We start from the raw sequence: 14,763 nt of genomic DNA on the forward strand, positions 1-14,763 counted from the left end.
CTGCCGCGGGCGACACAAACGAAAAGATATGTCAGCTTTATTGACATATTTTGTCGCGATTGATAGCGTCGCGACCCGAAAAAGCCCGATATTCGGCGTCACTGCAAAATAGGCGGTCGCGACCTTTCCGCCAATGCGCGATTGCGAAAATGGCGCGGGCAGCGATCGCGACGCTGGTGCGCGGACGCCGGATGAACAGGGCGCAACGACGCCGGAGGAGCATAAGGATGGCGAGCATTCCCTTCGATCAACTGGATGGCGAGATCTGGTTCAACGGCGCCTTCGTGCCGTGGAAGGACGCGAAGATCCATGTGCTGACCCATGGGCTGCATTATGCGAGCGCCGTGTTCGAGGGCGAGCGCGCCTATGGCGGGCGGATCTTCAAGCTGACCGAGCACAATCGCCGCCTGCACGCCTCCGCCGAGATCCTCGGCTTCACCATCCCCTACAGCGTCGAGGCGCTCGACGCGGCGAGCATCGAGCTCCTGCGGCGCCAGGGCTTCTCAGAGGCCTATGTCCGCCCGATCGCCTGGCGCGGCAGCGAGATGATGGGGGTTTCCGCCCAGCACAACCGCATCAACGTCGCCATCGCCATCTGGCAGTGGGGCAGCTACTTCAACCCGGCAGAGAAGCTGAAGGGTATCCGCCTCGACATCGCCGAGTATCGCCGTCCGGACCCGCGCACGGCACCCTGCGCCTCGAAGGCGGCCGGCCTCTACATGATCTGCACCATCTCCAAGCATGCGGCGGAAGCCAAGGGCTATGCGGACGCGATGATGCTCGACTATCGCGGTCTTGTCGCCGAGGCGACGGGCGCCAACATCTTCTTCGTCAGGGACGGCGTGCTGCACACGCCGGTGCCGGACTGCTTCCTCAACGGCCTGACGCGGCAGACGGTGATCGAACTTGCCCGCCGCCGCGGCATCGAGGTCGTCGAGCGCGCCATCACGCCGGAGGAACTGCCGTCCTTCTCCGAATGCTTCCTGACCGGCTCGGCCGCCGAGGTGACGCCGGTGTCGGAGATCGGCCCCTATCGCTTCACGCCGGCGACGATCAGCGAGACGCTGATGAACGACTATATGAAGGAAGTCCATCCGGTCGCAGCCGCCGCCGAGTGATCCCCTCATCCCCGAGGCTTATTGAGGAACAGGGCATGCTGCAGGCTGGAATCATACCGGTGACCCATTTCCAGCAGAACTGCACCGTTCTGTTCGATTCGGAGACGCGGGAGGGCGTGGTCGTCGATCCCGGCGGCGATGTCGAGGTCATCCTGCAGACCGTGCGCGAGAATGGCATCGCCGTGCAGGCGATCTGGATCACCCATGGCCATATCGACCATGCCGGGGGCGCCAAGGAACTGAAGGATGCGCTCGGCGTCGAGATCGTCGGGCCGCACCGGGACGACCTGCCGCTGCTGGAACGGCTCGAAGCGCAGGCGGAGCGCTTCGGCCTGGCGATGACGGTGCAGAATGTCGTGCCCGACCGCTGGCTGGAGGAGGGCGACACGGTCGGCTTCGGCGATCATGTGTTCGAGGTGCTGCATTGCCCGGGCCATGCGCCCGGCCATGTCGTCTATTACCATCGTGCCCAGGGTTTCGCCCATGTCGGCGACGTCCTGTTCCACGGCTCCATCGGCCGCACCGACCTTCCGGGCGGCAACCATCACCAGTTGCTCGATTCGATCCGGGACAAGATCCTGCCGCTCGGCGACACGGTCGGCTTCATCTGCGGGCATGGCCCCGGCGGCCAGATCGGCGAGGAACGGCGCACCAACCCCTACCTGCGCGGGCTTTGAGGGCGATTACGCCCGATCCTAGAGCGTGTCTCGCGAAGGTGTGCAGCGGTTTTGCGAAAAGACACGCGTAAAAACAAAAACCTCAAGGGTAAGAGCGAATCTGAAAGAGCGCGATACGCTTTGGGGCGGTCGCGGTTTTTCCGAGTTCGCTGCTACGCCTCGGGTCTCGGCTTTCACGCAAGCCCTCCCGTAAGACCGCGGCGCCCTTCAATAAGCGATGCTTGAGGGATCGCGGGTCTGCGCACGCCGATGATCCATCCTCACTCGGCGACATCGAGTGGGGCAGGGCACCTTGACCGTTCCCGACATCCTCGAACCCTTGCCCGGGCCGGTTTGGCGTCTTCTCGCGCGATGTCTCGTGCGTGCTTTTCGGCGTCAAGCCCCGGCAACCGGTTCCCGACATGAAAAAGGGCACGCCATGGCGTGCCCTTTCCCACGACAGGATCGCGGCGGTTCAGCCGGCGGTGCAGAAATAGGCGCGGCCGTCATAGCCGCGGAAGGTGCCGGTGCGCGGATTGAAGGACCGGTAGCGGTCGGCGCAATAATTGTACCATTCGCGCGTCCAGGGCTCGAGCGTGCCGTAGGTTTCGACCACGACCCGGCGCGGCGGCGGGCGGCGATAGACCGGCGCCGGCTCGTAGTATTCGGGCTCGGGATCGACATAGACTCGCTCGGTATAGACCCGCTCGCGCGGCTGCGACGCGATGGCGCCGCCGATGATCACGCCGGTCGCAAGACCGAGGGCGCCGAGCGCCACCGCATCGCCGCCACCGTGGTGGCGATGGATGCGGCGCGGGCGATAGCGGTCGTCGGCATGGACGACCGAAAGCGTGGGAAGAACCGTCGCCGTCGCCAGCGCCGACAGAACGACCGCCTTGATGAACTTGTTCATGGCTCCAAATCCTGTGCATGGCCCGGTGGAATTGCCGGGCATCATGATGGCGGACCGTAGCGTGCATTGACTGAATGCAGCCTGAACGACGAAGCCCGACGATTGCCGGGCTTCGACGGGACGTCTGAGGCAAGCTCCTCGCGCTGTGCGGCGTCATGCGGTCGTGCCGCATGCGCTGACGCGAGGAAGCAGGGCGATCTCAGCCGGAAACGTGAAGGTTGACCGCTTTCGGACCCTTGCCGCGACGATCCGGCTCGGTATCGAAGCTGACCTTCTGGTTCTCGGAGAGACCCGTCAGGCCGGAGGCTTGGACGGCCGATATATGGACGAAAATATCAGCACCGCCATTGTCGGGCTTAATGAAGCCAAACCCCTTTTCAGTATTGAAGAATTTCACGGTACCAGTTTCGGCCATGCGTCAGGTCCTTTTAACGCCGCTGTTCATCGGCGGGCAGCAATTACGATTTGCCCCTGCGGGCGTGGGTCACAGGCAATGATCCACGTCTGAGGAAAGGATCCTGTTGTCATCGGCACGACATCCATCCGGCCCGGAGGCCTTCCTGGTATCCTGCCGTCCGGAGAGTTGACGTCGCCGGCACGCATATTTCAAGGTCTTCCCGCGTTCGCACATCGCCCGAACGCAATAAGAGTGATGGGTTTATTTTAAATTGGCAAGCAAAAGTTTTTTGATTCGCCGCGATGTCTTCACATTGTTCAAAAACCGGTCAAATGCCCTGATGTGCAAATGCACGGCTCGCAATAGATAAAACACTGATATAATTCGTGAAAATCGCTGAACGGAAGCATGGATCTGCCCTCCTGAAGGCAGGCGCCGGCGACCGTCGCCGCCGCTCTTTCGCCTTTTCGAGAGCCACGAACCCGCACGGCCTCAGGCTTCGGCTCAGGCCAATCGCGGCGCTGCGGTCAAGACAATGCGGCGATCGTCAAGAAACTTTTACGGTATCCCGCCGGTCTGCTCCATTCCGGGACAGTATAACCGGGCAGGTGTCGACAGATGATCGTGCCGGCGTCAGGCCTCCCGTCCTGCGCGCAGCCGCGCCTCGCGCTCCGGCACGATCTCGACGAGGAGCATCGCGGCGAAGATGATGGCGCATCCCGCATAGCCGAGCGGCGTGATCACCTCGCCGAGCAGCATGACCCCGAAGAGGGCGGCGAAAAGCGCCTCGCTCGACAGGAAGATCGCCGCCTGCGGCGCCGTCGTGTGACGCTGGCCGACCACCTGCAGGATGAAGGCAAGGCCGCTGGAAAAGAGGCCGGCATAGAGGATTTCGCCAAGCGCGCCCTGAATCGCGGTCATGTCGAGCGGCTCGAGCAGAAGGCCTGCGGCGCAGCCGCCGATGGCCGAGACGACGAACTGGATGAGCGACAGGGCCATCGGCCGGCCGCTGCGGCCGACGAAGGTGCCGATCAGCACGACCTGGATCGCCCAGAACACCGCGCAGAGGATCGTCAGCAGATCGCCGGGCGTCAGGCCGGAGAGCGTGCCGCCGCTTAAAAGAAAAATGCCGAGGAAGGCCATCGATGCCGCCGGCCAGATGATCCAGTGCGGCCGGCGGCGAAGGAAGACCACCGTCAGGATCGGCACGATCACCACATAGAGCCCGGTGAGGAAGCCGGAGGCGGTGACGGTCGTCGTCAGCAGGCCGACCTGCTGGGTCGCCGCGCCGGCAAAGAGCGCGAGGCCGATCCAGATGAACGGGAGGACGGTGCCACGGTCGAGCGGCCTTTCCGCCGCGCGGGCCTCGCGCCAGGCGAGCGGCAGCGCGACGAGGCTCGCCAAGGCGAAACGCAGCCCGATGAACCAGAAGGGACCGATCGCCGCCATCGCGGTCGACTGGGCGACGAAGCCCGCGCCCCAGATCGCGCCGGCAAGCAGCAGAAGAAGATTGGCCTGAATGCGTGTCATCGACGGGTCCGATGCGGATGCGGCGCCGCGCCGGCGCGACGCCCGCTCCGCTATCATCCCGCGACCGGTGCCGACAAGCCCCTGACGGGCACCCGCTTACTGTCCGACCGTCCGGCTCATGCGCAACAGCGCGCCGTCGTTGCCGTCGGTGACCATCAGGATCGCGCCGTCGGGCGCCACCTTGACATCGCGGATGCGCCCATACTCGCCCCTCAGCATCCGTTCCTCGCCCAGGATCTTGCCGTCGTCGCCGCGCTCCAGGCGGGAGAGCAACTGGTATTTCAGCGCGGCGACGAGCAGGTCGCCGTTCCACTCGGGGAACATCCGGCCGTAATAGATGTCGATGGCGCCGGGCGCGATCGAGGGATCCCAGTAGAAGGCCGGCTGTTCATAACCTTCCTTCACCTGACCTTCGCCGATTTCCTTTCCCGAATAGTCGCGCCCATAGGTGATCACCGGCCAGCCGTAGTTCTTTCCGGCCTCCGCGATGTTCACCTCGTCGCCGCCACGCGCGCCGTGCTCGACGGTGATCACCTTGCCGGTCTCGCGGTCGATGACGATGCCTTGGGGGTTGCGGTGGCCCTTCGACCAGATTTCCGGCAGGGCCTTTCGTCCGTCGGCATGGGGATTGTCGGCCGGGATAGAGCCGTCGGCGTTGATCCGCAGGATCGAGGCGGCGTGGTCCTTCATGTCCTGCGCGCGGTTGCGGTCGCCGCGGTCGCCGATGCCGAAAAACAGCGTGCCGTCGGCGGCGATCGCGATCCGCGAGCCGAAATGCTGGCCGCGCCGGCTGAAGGGCGTCATGCGGAACAGTTCGCGCACATTGGCGAGGGACCGCTCATCGGCCGAAAGCGTGCCGCGTGCGATCGCCGTGCCGGCCCCGCCGCTGCCGGCGACCGACATGGAAAGATAGAGCGTGCGGTTTTCGGCAAAGTCCGGGTCGAGCGCGACGTCGAGCAGACCGCCCTGGCCGAGCGTGGCCACCTTCGGCACGCCCGAGATCGGCGCGGAGACGCCGCCATTGCGGACGATCCGCAGCGCTCCCGCCTTCTCGGTGACGATCATCGCGCCGTCCGGGAGCACTTCGACGGCCCAGGGTTCCTTCAGGCCGGTGGCGAGCGTCGAAACGGTGACGGTGCCGGAGCGGGTCTCGAACTGGCGCTCCTCGGCGCGGGTGGCGCTTGCAGCGGCGAGAAGGCCCGCAAGCGCGAGAGCGATCGGGAGCTCGGTGCTGTGTCGTCCTGCAGGCATATGTCCGTTCCTTTGCATGTCCTCATATGGCCCATCAGGTGGGGCGCAGGAAACGGACGGCAAGGCGGATCAACGGCATGTGATCCGGGGTGAGGGCGGCGTGCGCGATTTAAGGCGTGTCCGGCGATCACGGGTTCACGGGACACGGTCCCTCTCTCTGTTCTGGCGCATCGTCCGGACATTCAATCCCATCCGATCTGACCGGACATGCCTTAGAACAGCGCGATGCCGGCCTGCGCCTTCAGCGCCAGCCCCTTGCCCACGAGCATGACGCCGGCGAGCCCCGCCATGACGATGGCGGCGAGGATGAGGGTCTCGGCCGGCGACAGGCGCTCCAGGAAGCCGGGCGTGCGGGGGGCAGCCTTTTTCTCAGCCATGGAGATGGTGCTCCACCAGTCCGCGCACCTGCCAGCGCCAGAGGCCGAAGCTCATCGACGCCATCAGCGCGATGGCGATCAGCATCAGGCCGGCATAGATGTGCCGCTCGGCGTCGTTGAAGGCGGCGGCACCGGACTGCCAGTTCGAGACCGGCACCAGCCAGCGCGTCATCTGCGGCGCAATCGAGCCGGTCACCATCGTGTCGATGAAATGGTCGCGCCAGAGATCGGGGGCGGGCTGTCCCGCACCGGGAAGAACGGTGGAGCCCTCGAGGGACGGGGTTCCGACGAAAAGATCGGCGACGCGCGGCTTCATGTCCGGCCCGTGCACGCCGGGGAGCACGTCGGTCGCAAGCCGCCGCCCGGCCTCCGTGCCACTGTCGGCGACCCCGTCGAACACGGCTGGTCGTACCTCGCCCATGGAACTGTCCGCGCGCGCCGCCATGGCGTGTCCCGCCGCCGCGAGCGCCGCCGTCATGACCACCGCCCGTACCGCCCGCCGCCCCTGGCCGGCCGGTACACAAAAGATTTTTCCGACGCGCGGAAACATGCTGCCGCCCCCTCATGCCATGCCTGTTGAATGGTGCCGAGGAAACAGGGTGAAGCGGGCTCTACAAGGACCGGATTGCGGCAGGCCGTCGTCCTTACTGTGGTGAAATCGTGGCGGGGATCCTTGCCTGTTGGCGCCGTCCGTCCCGCTGTGTTTTCCAGCCCCTTTGACGGCCGGAAAGCGGCGAATTCGCCGGCCCTTGCACGCCTTCGCCGCCTTTATGCTTGAAACCCCCGCCGTCTTTCGACATACAGCTTCGCGTCGCCGCCAACGCAAGGCCCGCACGGCCGGGCGATGCCGGTTTTTTCGAACCCATCAGGACGCCTCATCATGGCCTTTCTTGCCGATGCCCTTTCCCGCGTGAAGCCTTCCGCCACCATCGCCGTTTCGCAGAAAGCGCGCGAGCTGAAAGCCAAGGGCCGGGACGTGATCGGGCTCGGTGCCGGCGAGCCGGATTTCGACACGCCCGACAACATCAAGCAGGCGGCCATCGAGGCGATCAACCGCGGCGAGACCAAGTATACGCCCGTCTCCGGTATCCCGGAACTGCGCGAGGCGATCGCGGCCAAGTTCAAGCGCGAGAACGGCCTCGACTACACGGCCGCCCAGACGATCGTCGGCACCGGCGGCAAGCAGATCCTGTTCAACGCCTTCATGGCGACACTGAACCCCGGCGACGAGGTGGTGATCCCGGCGCCCTACTGGGTGTCCTATCCGGAAATGGTGGCGCTGTGCGGCGGCACGCCCGTCTTCGTCGAGGCCCGGCAGGAGAACGCCTTCAAGCTGACGGCGGAGGACCTCGACAAGGCGATCACGCCGAAGACCAAATGGTTCGTGTTTAATTCGCCGTCGAACCCGTCCGGTGCCGCCTATTCGCATGACGAGCTGAAGGCGCTGACCGACGTCCTCGTCAGGCACCCGCATGTCTGGATCCTGACCGACGACATGTACGAACACCTGACCTATGGCGATTTCAAATTCGTCACTCCGGTCGAGGTCGAGCCGTCGCTCTACGATCGCACGCTGACGATGAACGGCGTCTCCAAGGCCTATGCCATGACCGGCTGGCGCATCGGCTATGCCGCAGGCCCGCTCGCCCTCATCAAGGCGATGGACATGATCCAGGGCCAGCAGACGTCCGGCGCCTGCTCCATCGCGCAATGGGCGGCGGTCGAGGCGCTGAACGGCACGCAGGCGTTCATCCCGGAAAACAAGAAGGTATTCGAGCGTCGCCGCGACCTCGTCGTGTCGATGCTGAACCAGGCGACCGGCATCGAGTGCCCCTCTCCGGAAGGGGCCTTCTACGTCTATCCGTCCTGCAAGGGGCTGATCGGCAAGACGGCGCCGTCGGGCAAGGTAATCGAGACCGACGAGGATTTCGTCAGCGAGCTTCTGGAAGCCGAAGGCGTCGCCGTCGTGCATGGTTCGGCCTTCGGCCTCGGGCCGAATTTCCGCATCTCCTACGCCACGTCCGAGGAACTCCTCGAGGAGGCCTGCAAGCGCATCCAGCGTTTTGCCGGATCCTGCCGCTGAGTTTTCCCCGGCTTTTGATGTGACATCGGGCGCTCCGGACGACGTTCGGGGCGCCTTTCTGCGGGGCGGATCAAAGCGCCGTGCGGTCGAGCGGTGTCGTCGCGCCGGAGACGGGGAGGGTCAGCTGCATGAAGCGCAGGTCGAGCCAGCGGCCGAACTTCGTGCCCACTTCCGTCGCGACCCCGACGGTCACGAAGCCGAGGCGCTCATGCAGGGCGATCGACGCCCTGTTGCCGTCCTCGATGCCGGCGACCATGACATGCTTGCCGAGAGCGACCGCGCGTTCGATCAGCGCGTCCATCAGCGCCCGGCCGATGCCGAGGCCGCGGGCGTCCTTTTCCACATAGACGGAGTGCTCGACGGTGAAGCGGTAGCCCTCGAAGGGGCGCCAGTCGCCGAAGGAGGCATAGCCGCCGACCGCACCGGCGTCCGTCACGGCGACGAGGACCGGGTAGCCGGCCTCCCGCCGTGCCGTCAGCCAGGCGGCGCGGTTGGCGACGTCGACGGGGGTCTCGTTCCAGATCGCCGTCGTGTTCAGCACCGCGTCATTGTAGATGGCGGTGATGCCGATGAGGTCGTCTCCGGTCGCGTCCCTGACGATCATGTCTGTCTCCCTGCGGATGGATGGGCTGAGAGAGGTGCGCCAGCGGCGGCCGCCTGTCAACGCCCGCAGCCGGGCGAAAACCCCGCCGCTGCCGGGCGGGGTCTGCCGTCATGCCGCGTCAGGCGACCTGGTCGAGCGACGGGTAGTCCGTGTAGCCGGCCGCGCCGCCGCCGTAGAAGGTCGCCTGCTCGGGCGTGTTGAGCGGGGCGTCTTCCTTCAGACGGCGCACGAGGTCGGGATTGGCGATGAACAGCTTGCCGAAGGCGACGAGGTCGGCCGCGCCGCTTTCCACCGTCTTCAGCGCCAGCGCGCGGTCATAGCCGTTGTTGGCCATCCATGCGGCCTTTCCGCCCGCCGCCGCATAGGCCGCCCGCAGTGCCGCATAATCGAAGGGCGCATCACCCTGCCGGTGGTCGCGGGGCCCGCCGGTCGCTCCCTCGATGACATGGACATAGGCGAGGCCGTAGCGCGCAAGCCCTTCCACGACATGGGTGAAGAGCGGCTGCGGGTCGGGATCGAAGGCGTCGTTGGCGGGCGTCACCGGCGAGATGCGGATGCCGGTGCGGCCGGCGCCGACCTCGCTCGTCACCGCCTCGACCACCTCGAACAGGAAGCGGGCGCGGTTCTCGATCGAGCCGCCATAGGCGTCGGTGCGCACATTCGAGCCCGAGCGCAGGAACTGGTCGATCAGGTAGCCGTTCGCCGCATGGATCTCGACACCGTCGAAGCCGGCCGAGATCGCCGCGCGGGCGGCCTTGCGGTAATCCTCGACGATCCCGGCGATCTCGTTCGTCTCGAGCGCGCGTGGCTCAGAGGTCTCGGCAAAGGAACCGGTGCCGTCGGGATTGATGAGGTAGGTCTTCGACTTGGCGCGGATCGCGGAAGGGGCGACCGGCTTGCCGCCGTTCGGCTGCAGCGTGTCATGGGAGATGCGCCCGACATGCCACATCTGCACGACGATCTTGCCGCCCGCCTTGTGGACGCCGTCCGTCACCTGGCGCCAACCCTCCAGCGCTGCGGGCGTGTAGAGGCCGGGAACGTCGGCATAGCCCTGGCCCTGATGGGTGATGGCGGTCGCCTCGGTGATAAGCAGGCCGGCGGTGGCGCGCTGCTCGTAATAAGCGGCGACGAGATTGGTCGGTACGGCCTCGGGCGAGCGGTTGCGCGTCAGCGGCGCCATGACGATGCGGTTGGCAAGCGATATGTCCCCGACGGTGATCGGATCGAAGAGGGTGGGCATGGAAGGTCCTTTCGGCTGGCTTGGGAGGGAAGATCGGGATCAGAGCGTGGTGCCGAGATCCTCGAGGAAGGCGGCGATCGTCTTCTCGTCGCGCTTGTAGAAGACCCACTGTCCGATCTTGTGCGTCGTGACGAGGCCGGCGCGCTGGAGGGCGGCGAGATGGGCGGAAACGGTCGACTGCGACAGGCCGCAGGACTGGAACTGACCGGCGCAGACACCGTGGTCGAGCGGGTGCGTCTGCGCGGAAAAATGCGCCGCCGGATCCTTCAGCTTCGCGAGGATCTCGATGCGCACCGGATGCGCCAGCGCCTTCAGTATCTCGTCCCTGTCCATCGCCGTCGTATCGTTAATTCGCGTTTTAGCGATATTTGTATCGCCTGGAAACGATATTCAAGGGTGACGGATCGCAAGGGCGCAAAAAAAATGGGCCGCAAGATCTCTTGGGCCCATGAGGTGTTGAAGGTTCTATAACCTCCAGAGGGGAACAGCCGTCGCGGCGGCATGGGAGGCAAAGGCCACCATCGTGCGACGACTGATGCAGATATAGGATGCCGCGAGAGGTTTTCAACGATGGATGATGAGAAAATGCGCTTCGTGCCGAAGAACTGTCAGATTTAGGGGTCGTTTTCGTGCAGTTTTGTCGCGCCGACGAAAAAAAAGGGCCACAAGTTTCCTTGGGCCCTATTAAGTTTGAAGGTGTCTAACCTCCAGAGGGGAACAGCTGCTGCGGTGGCACTGGGAGGAAAAAGCCACCAAAGTGCATCAGCTGGGTGTGATATGCGGCTTTTCGCGCCGGCAGGCAATCAATTATTGTGCAGATGAGCCATGCTTTAGGCGCATAACTGCATATTTTTGCGCCAATTTTCCGGATCATGCCGCCGCGGCCGGAAGCCCGGTGTCAAAGAGGCAGCAAAAACCATCGGTTATCCGGCCGACAACCGATGGCGCAAGATTGGGCGGTTCGAGGAACCGGCGTCAGAAGTTCCAGTTGCGGGCCTTGGCGACGATGAAATCGCGGAAGGCCTTCAGCTTGGCGGCGTTCTTCATCTCTTCCGGATAGCAGAAATAGGTGTCGAAGGAGGGAATGTCGGCGCTGATCGACAGCTGGATCAGGCCCGGATCCCGGCCGACGATATAGTCCGGCATCATGGCGACGCCGATGCCGAGCAGGCAGGCGCGTTTGATCGACGTCTGGCTGTTGATCTGCAGGTGGGAGACCCGCGGACTGTCCGGCTCGCGCCCGGCGATTTCAAGCCAGTTGACGTCGAGCAGGTAGTTCGGCGCCGGCTCGCCGAAGGTGATGATCCGGTGATTGTCGAGATCCTCGACCGAGTGCGGCTCGCCGTAGCGGTTGATATAGCTCGGCGCCGCATAGACATGCATGTGCACGGTGAAGAGCTTGCGCTGGATCAGGTCGGACTGCTGCGGCTTGCGCAGCCGGATGGCGCAGTCGGCGTGGCGCATGTTGACGTCGAGTTCCTCGTTGTCGAGGATGAGCTGGACCTGGACCTCCGGATAGAGGGACATGAATTCCTGCACCTTGTCCGTCAGCCAGCCCTGGCCGAGGCCGACGGTGGTGGTGATGCGCAGCTTGCCGCTCGGCTTGTCGGTGGTCTCGGTCAGCTGGACGCGCACGCTTTCGAGCTTCATCAGCACCTCATGCGCGGTGCGGTAGAGGATCTCGCCCTGCTCGGTGAGAATCAGCCCGCGCGCATGGCGGTGGAACAGCTTGATGCCGACGTCCTGTTCGAGCGAACTTACCTGGCGGCTGATCGCCGATTGCGACAGATGCAGCTTGTCGGCCGCATGGGTGAAGGAACCCGCCTCCGCCGCCGCGTGGAAAATCCGCAGTTTGTCCCAGTCAAGCGGCATGCCGTCCCCCTGCTTGGCGATCTGTCGCGTGCGGTTTCCCCCATCGCCGGATCACCGTTTCGTTGTCTCTGTCTCCGTCCCCTTGCGGCCGGAGCCGGGACGATGCGCGGTCGCCCGCCTTCTCGGGCAGGATTGCGACGCTCCTGTGACCTTCGGCCCGCTTCAGGCGGTGAACGCTCTCCCTTCGTCCGCCGCCCTCGTCGATCCGGTCAGATGGTCTCGAGCGTCTTCTCGCCGGCCGCATCCGCGCGGGTTGCATTATGCGGTGCGCTTTCCTGCGCCGCCAGATATTTTTCCGCCTCGAGCGCGGCCATGCAGCCCATGCCCGCCGCGGTGATCGCCTGGCGGAAGACGTCGTCGGCGACGTCGCCGGCGGCGAAGACGCCCGGCACGTCCGTCGCCGTCGAATCGGGCGCGGTCCAGAGATAGCCGTTCGGCTTCTGGCGGAGCTGCCCCTCGAAGAGCTCCACGGCCGGCGCATGGCCGATGGCGACGAAGACGCCGTCGGTCGCGACGTCCTGGACGACGCCGGTGCGGGTGTTGCGCAGGCGCACGCCGTCGACCGAAGCCGGCATCGGCGGCTTTGCCGGCGCGCCGAGATATTCGACGACCTCGTGGTCCCAGATCACCCGGACGTTGGGCTTGGCCATCAGCCGCTCGCGCAGGATCTTTTCCGCGCGAAAGCCGTCGCGGCGGTGCACGACCGTGACGCTCGCGGCGATGTTCGAAAGGTAGAGCGCCTCCTCGACCGCCGAATTGCCGCCGCCGACGACGACGACGTCCTTCTTGCGGTAGAAGAAACCGTCGCAGGTGGCGCAGGCCGAGACGCCGAAGCCCTTGAAGGTCGCCTCCGTCTCGATGCCGAGCCATTTGGCCTTGGCGCCGGTGGCAATGATCAGCGCATCCGCCGTCCAGACCGTGCCGCTGTCGGTCTCGATGCGGAACGGACGCACGGCGAGATCGACCTTCGTCACGAGATCGTTGACGATCTCTGCACCGACATGCTGCGCCTGCTTCAGCATCTGCTCCATCATCCAGGGGCCCTGCACGGGCTCGGCATAGCCGGGGTAATTTTCCACGTCCGTGGTGATCATCAGCTGGCCGCCCTGCTCCATGCCGGCGATCAGCACCGGCTTCAGCATGGCGCGGGCGGTGTAGATCGCCGCCGTGTAGCCGGCGGGGCCGGAGCCGATGATCAGGACGTCGGTATGGCGGGTCGTCATGGGCAAATTCCTGTTGGGCAGATCCTGCGGTCGTTTCGGCGGCGCCGTCCCGGCATGCGTCCGGCGCCTGTCGTCCCCGTCATTTATGGGGGCAGGGCCTTCACATTCAAGGGTGCAGCGGCGTTTACCACAATCGGCGCGCGGCCCCCGTGACATTTTCGACGCGTCGGGCGAGATAGTCCGGTGCGGCACCGGCCGATTCCGGCCTGTGCCGGCCGCGACAAGGGTGACGCCAGCGTGTTCCGTGCCAGCCTCGATGCCATCGACCTGAAGATCCTCAAGGAATTGCAGGCCGACGGCCGCATGACCAATGTGGAGCTCGCCGCCCGCGTCGGCATCTCGCCGCCGCCCTGCCTTAGGCGCGTCCGGCAGCTTTCGGAGGGCGGCATTATCGAGGGCTATCACGCGCTGCTCAACGCGCCCGCCCTCGGCTTCGATCTCGTCGCCTTCTGCATGGTCGGGCTAAAACGCCAGTCGGACGCCAACCTCAAGGCCTTCGCCGCCGCGACGGCCGGATGGCCGCTGGTGCGCCAGGCCTGGATGGTCTCCGGCGAGAGCGACTTCCTGCTGCATTGCGTCGCCGAAAACCTCACCCGTTTCCAGGATTTCGTCATCGAGGTGCTGACGGCGAACGAGGAGGTCGACACGGTGCGCACCATGCTGACGATCCGGCAGGTCAAGCGCGAAGGACTGGTGGCGCTGTGATGGCCGCCCGGCCTACCAGCGCGTGCGGTCGCGCTCGTGCAGGGCGGCGAAGCGGCGGAAGGCGGTGTCGTTCGCCTGGAAGCGGTCGTAGAGCGTGCGCAGCAGGCTGCCGGCCGGCCCCTGATCGAAGAAGGGTTCGAGCCGCCAGCGCATGTTGCGCAGCGTGTCGCCCGAGCCGACAAGGAACATGCGCATGCCTTCGAAGAGATGCCTGCGGTTTTCCCTGAGGTCCGTCATCCGTTCGGGGATCGGGGTTTCGGAGGCGCGGCCGAAGATGAAGCGGTCGGTCTCGTAGATCTTCACGGTGGTGGCGAAGACCGAGGTCATCATCGCGATCGCCCGGGCGGTGGGATCGGCGTCATGGTCGGCGAAGGTGTCGGCGGCCGAAAGCAGCCAGCGCAGGTTGAGATGCTCGCAGAGGAAGTCCGTCTCCTCGTCCCACAGCCGGCGAAAGCGCGCATAGTTTCCAGGAATGTCGAATTCGCGGCGGATCAGCACGATCAGCTTCGCATGCTCGAACACCAGTTCCGGCTTGCCGGCGAACTCGATCCTGAGATTGGCGACGTGGTCGTCGATCGAGGCGATGTGGCCGGGATAATGGACCTTGTCGCTCGGCTCGACCCGCCGCTCCTTCAGTGGCTGAAGGTCGCCGGCAAGCGTGCTGTGCTTGCCGCCGCCCCACCGCTTGCGGTGCCGGCTGAGCGAGAAGAAGGTTTCGAGCCGGCTTTTCTTGCGTGCCATCGGGGTCTCCGTCAAAGCCTTGGCGCCCTTGATCGTATCGGGCGGGTTGCGGG

At 65.2% G+C, this 14,763-nt stretch carries 16 protein-coding genes; 4 read left to right on the top strand and 12 right to left on the bottom strand.

Translation table 11 applies throughout. The annotated features are described in order from the left end of the window. The first annotated feature begins 227 nt into the window (after positions 1-227). Both ACEVQ6_RS06095 and ACEVQ6_RS06100 read left to right on the top strand, forming a co-directional pair. Positions 228-1,118: a branched-chain amino acid aminotransferase gene (locus tag ACEVQ6_RS06095; RefSeq protein WP_374888032.1), complete on the top strand. Its 891-nt coding sequence runs from the start codon at positions 228-230 to the stop codon at positions 1,116-1,118. Positions 1,119-1,153: 35 nt separating this feature from the next. Further along, positions 1,154-1,795 carry an MBL fold metallo-hydrolase gene (locus ACEVQ6_RS06100; protein ID WP_374888033.1) on the top strand — a complete coding sequence of 214 codons (642 nt, stop codon included), beginning with the start codon at positions 1,154-1,156 and terminating at the stop codon, positions 1,793-1,795. Between the two features lie 454 nt (positions 1,796-2,249). Here the strand turns inward: ACEVQ6_RS06100 and ACEVQ6_RS06105 are convergent, their stop codons facing one another. The 6 genes from ACEVQ6_RS06105 to ACEVQ6_RS06130 all read right to left on the bottom strand — a co-directional run bounded on the left by ACEVQ6_RS06105 (position 2,250) and on the right by ACEVQ6_RS06130 (position 6,720). Further along, positions 2,250-2,687: a BA14K family protein gene (locus ACEVQ6_RS06105; protein ID WP_374888034.1), complete on the bottom strand. Its 438-nt coding sequence runs from the start codon at positions 2,685-2,687 to the stop codon at positions 2,250-2,252. Between the two features lie 199 nt (positions 2,688-2,886). Next, positions 2,887-3,102 (bottom strand): cold-shock protein, encoded by a 216-nt coding sequence (locus ACEVQ6_RS06110; protein ID WP_374888035.1) that lies wholly within the window; start codon positions 3,100-3,102, stop codon positions 2,887-2,889. 615 nt (positions 3,103-3,717) lie between these two features. Beyond that, on the bottom strand, positions 3,718-4,614 hold the full coding sequence (locus tag ACEVQ6_RS06115; RefSeq protein ID WP_374888036.1) for a DMT family transporter: 897 nt from the start codon (positions 4,612-4,614) through the stop codon (positions 3,718-3,720). Between the two features lie 96 nt (positions 4,615-4,710). Continuing rightward, a complete protein-coding gene (locus ACEVQ6_RS06120; protein WP_374888037.1) occupies positions 4,711-5,865 on the bottom strand; it encodes a PQQ-dependent sugar dehydrogenase in 1,155 nt (384 codons plus the stop codon). A gap of 212 nt (positions 5,866-6,077) precedes the next feature. Beyond that, positions 6,078-6,242, bottom strand: coding sequence for a hypothetical protein (locus ACEVQ6_RS06125; protein WP_374888038.1), 165 nt, complete (start codon positions 6,240-6,242; stop codon positions 6,078-6,080). Further along, positions 6,235-6,720 carry a hypothetical protein gene (locus tag ACEVQ6_RS06130; protein ID WP_374888039.1) on the bottom strand — a complete coding sequence of 162 codons (486 nt, stop codon included), beginning with the start codon at positions 6,718-6,720 and terminating at the stop codon, positions 6,235-6,237. The genes ACEVQ6_RS06125 and ACEVQ6_RS06130 overlap by 8 nt, the downstream gene beginning before the upstream one ends. A 402-nt stretch (positions 6,721-7,122) precedes the next feature. On the opposite strand from ACEVQ6_RS06130, the gene ACEVQ6_RS06135 reads away from it, so the two are divergent. Then, positions 7,123-8,325, top strand: coding sequence for a pyridoxal phosphate-dependent aminotransferase (locus tag ACEVQ6_RS06135; RefSeq protein ID WP_374888040.1), 1,203 nt, complete (start codon positions 7,123-7,125; stop codon positions 8,323-8,325). A gap of 70 nt (positions 8,326-8,395) precedes the next feature. Here ACEVQ6_RS06135 and ACEVQ6_RS06140 read toward each other — a convergent pair whose 3' ends face one another. The 5 genes from ACEVQ6_RS06140 to trxB form a co-directional block, all read right to left on the bottom strand. Further along, on the bottom strand, positions 8,396-8,929 hold the full coding sequence (locus ACEVQ6_RS06140) for a GNAT family N-acetyltransferase (protein WP_374888041.1): 534 nt from the start codon (positions 8,927-8,929) through the stop codon (positions 8,396-8,398). Positions 8,930-9,047: 118 nt separating this feature from the next. After that, complete coding sequence (locus ACEVQ6_RS06145) at positions 9,048-10,169, bottom strand: alkene reductase (protein WP_374888042.1); 1,122 nt, start codon at positions 10,167-10,169, stop codon at positions 9,048-9,050. Between the two features lie 39 nt (positions 10,170-10,208). After that, a complete protein-coding gene (locus ACEVQ6_RS06150; protein WP_374888043.1) occupies positions 10,209-10,502 on the bottom strand; it encodes an ArsR/SmtB family transcription factor in 294 nt (97 codons plus the stop codon). A 642-nt stretch (positions 10,503-11,144) separates the two neighbouring features. Further along, a complete protein-coding gene (locus ACEVQ6_RS06155) occupies positions 11,145-12,041 on the bottom strand; it encodes a LysR family transcriptional regulator VtlR (RefSeq protein WP_374888044.1) in 897 nt (298 codons plus the stop codon). A gap of 209 nt (positions 12,042-12,250) precedes the next feature. Then, positions 12,251-13,264, bottom strand: coding sequence for a thioredoxin-disulfide reductase (gene trxB, locus ACEVQ6_RS06160; RefSeq protein ID WP_374888045.1), 1,014 nt, complete (start codon positions 13,262-13,264; stop codon positions 12,251-12,253). A 237-nt stretch (positions 13,265-13,501) separates the two neighbouring features. Between trxB and ACEVQ6_RS06165 the strand changes: the two genes are divergently transcribed. Beyond that, a complete protein-coding gene (locus tag ACEVQ6_RS06165) occupies positions 13,502-13,969 on the top strand; it encodes an Lrp/AsnC family transcriptional regulator (RefSeq protein WP_374888046.1) in 468 nt (155 codons plus the stop codon). Positions 13,970-13,981: 12 nt separating this feature from the next. On the opposite strand, the gene ACEVQ6_RS06170 is transcribed toward ACEVQ6_RS06165, so the two are convergent. Then, complete coding sequence (locus ACEVQ6_RS06170) at positions 13,982-14,710, bottom strand: hypothetical protein (protein ID WP_374888047.1); 729 nt, start codon at positions 14,708-14,710, stop codon at positions 13,982-13,984. Positions 14,711-14,763 lie beyond the last annotated feature (53 nt).

The organism is Ensifer soli (genome assembly GCF_041928815.1).
GTDB lineage: Bacteria > Pseudomonadota > Alphaproteobacteria > Rhizobiales > Rhizobiaceae > JBHFEI01.

What these genes read in the sequence shown, in the direction of transcription:
- ACEVQ6_RS06125 (WP_374888038.1), bottom strand. Translation starts at nt 6,242, where the DNA reads ATGGCTGAGAAAAAGGCTGCCCCCCGCACGCCCGGCTTCCTGGAGCGC.
- ACEVQ6_RS06130 (WP_374888039.1), bottom strand. Translation starts at nt 6,720, where the DNA reads ATGACGGCGGCGCTCGCGGCGGCGGGACACGCCATGGCGGCGCGCGCG.
- ACEVQ6_RS06100 (WP_374888033.1), top strand. Translation starts at nt 1,154, where the DNA reads ATGCTGCAGGCTGGAATCATACCGGTGACCCATTTCCAGCAGAACTGC.
- ACEVQ6_RS06110 (WP_374888035.1), bottom strand. Translation starts at nt 3,102, where the DNA reads ATGGCCGAAACTGGTACCGTGAAATTCTTCAATACTGAAAAGGGGTTT.
- trxB (WP_374888045.1), bottom strand. Translation starts at nt 13,264, where the DNA reads ATGACGACCCGCCATACCGACGTCCTGATCATCGGCTCCGGCCCCGCC.
- ACEVQ6_RS06120 (WP_374888037.1), bottom strand. Translation starts at nt 5,865, where the DNA reads ATGCCTGCAGGACGACACAGCACCGAGCTCCCGATCGCTCTCGCGCTT.
- ACEVQ6_RS06170 (WP_374888047.1), bottom strand. Translation starts at nt 14,710, where the DNA reads ATGGCACGCAAGAAAAGCCGGCTCGAAACCTTCTTCTCGCTCAGCCGG.
- ACEVQ6_RS06095 (WP_374888032.1), top strand. Translation starts at nt 228, where the DNA reads ATGGCGAGCATTCCCTTCGATCAACTGGATGGCGAGATCTGGTTCAAC.
- ACEVQ6_RS06135 (WP_374888040.1), top strand. Translation starts at nt 7,123, where the DNA reads ATGGCCTTTCTTGCCGATGCCCTTTCCCGCGTGAAGCCTTCCGCCACC.
- ACEVQ6_RS06115 (WP_374888036.1), bottom strand. Translation starts at nt 4,614, where the DNA reads ATGACACGCATTCAGGCCAATCTTCTTCTGCTGCTTGCCGGCGCGATC.
- ACEVQ6_RS06145 (WP_374888042.1), bottom strand. Translation starts at nt 10,169, where the DNA reads ATGCCCACCCTCTTCGATCCGATCACCGTCGGGGACATATCGCTTGCC.
- ACEVQ6_RS06150 (WP_374888043.1), bottom strand. Translation starts at nt 10,502, where the DNA reads ATGGACAGGGACGAGATACTGAAGGCGCTGGCGCATCCGGTGCGCATC.
- ACEVQ6_RS06140 (WP_374888041.1), bottom strand. Translation starts at nt 8,929, where the DNA reads ATGATCGTCAGGGACGCGACCGGAGACGACCTCATCGGCATCACCGCC.
- ACEVQ6_RS06105 (WP_374888034.1), bottom strand. Translation starts at nt 2,687, where the DNA reads ATGAACAAGTTCATCAAGGCGGTCGTTCTGTCGGCGCTGGCGACGGCG.
- ACEVQ6_RS06155 (WP_374888044.1), bottom strand. Translation starts at nt 12,041, where the DNA reads ATGCCGCTTGACTGGGACAAACTGCGGATTTTCCACGCGGCGGCGGAG.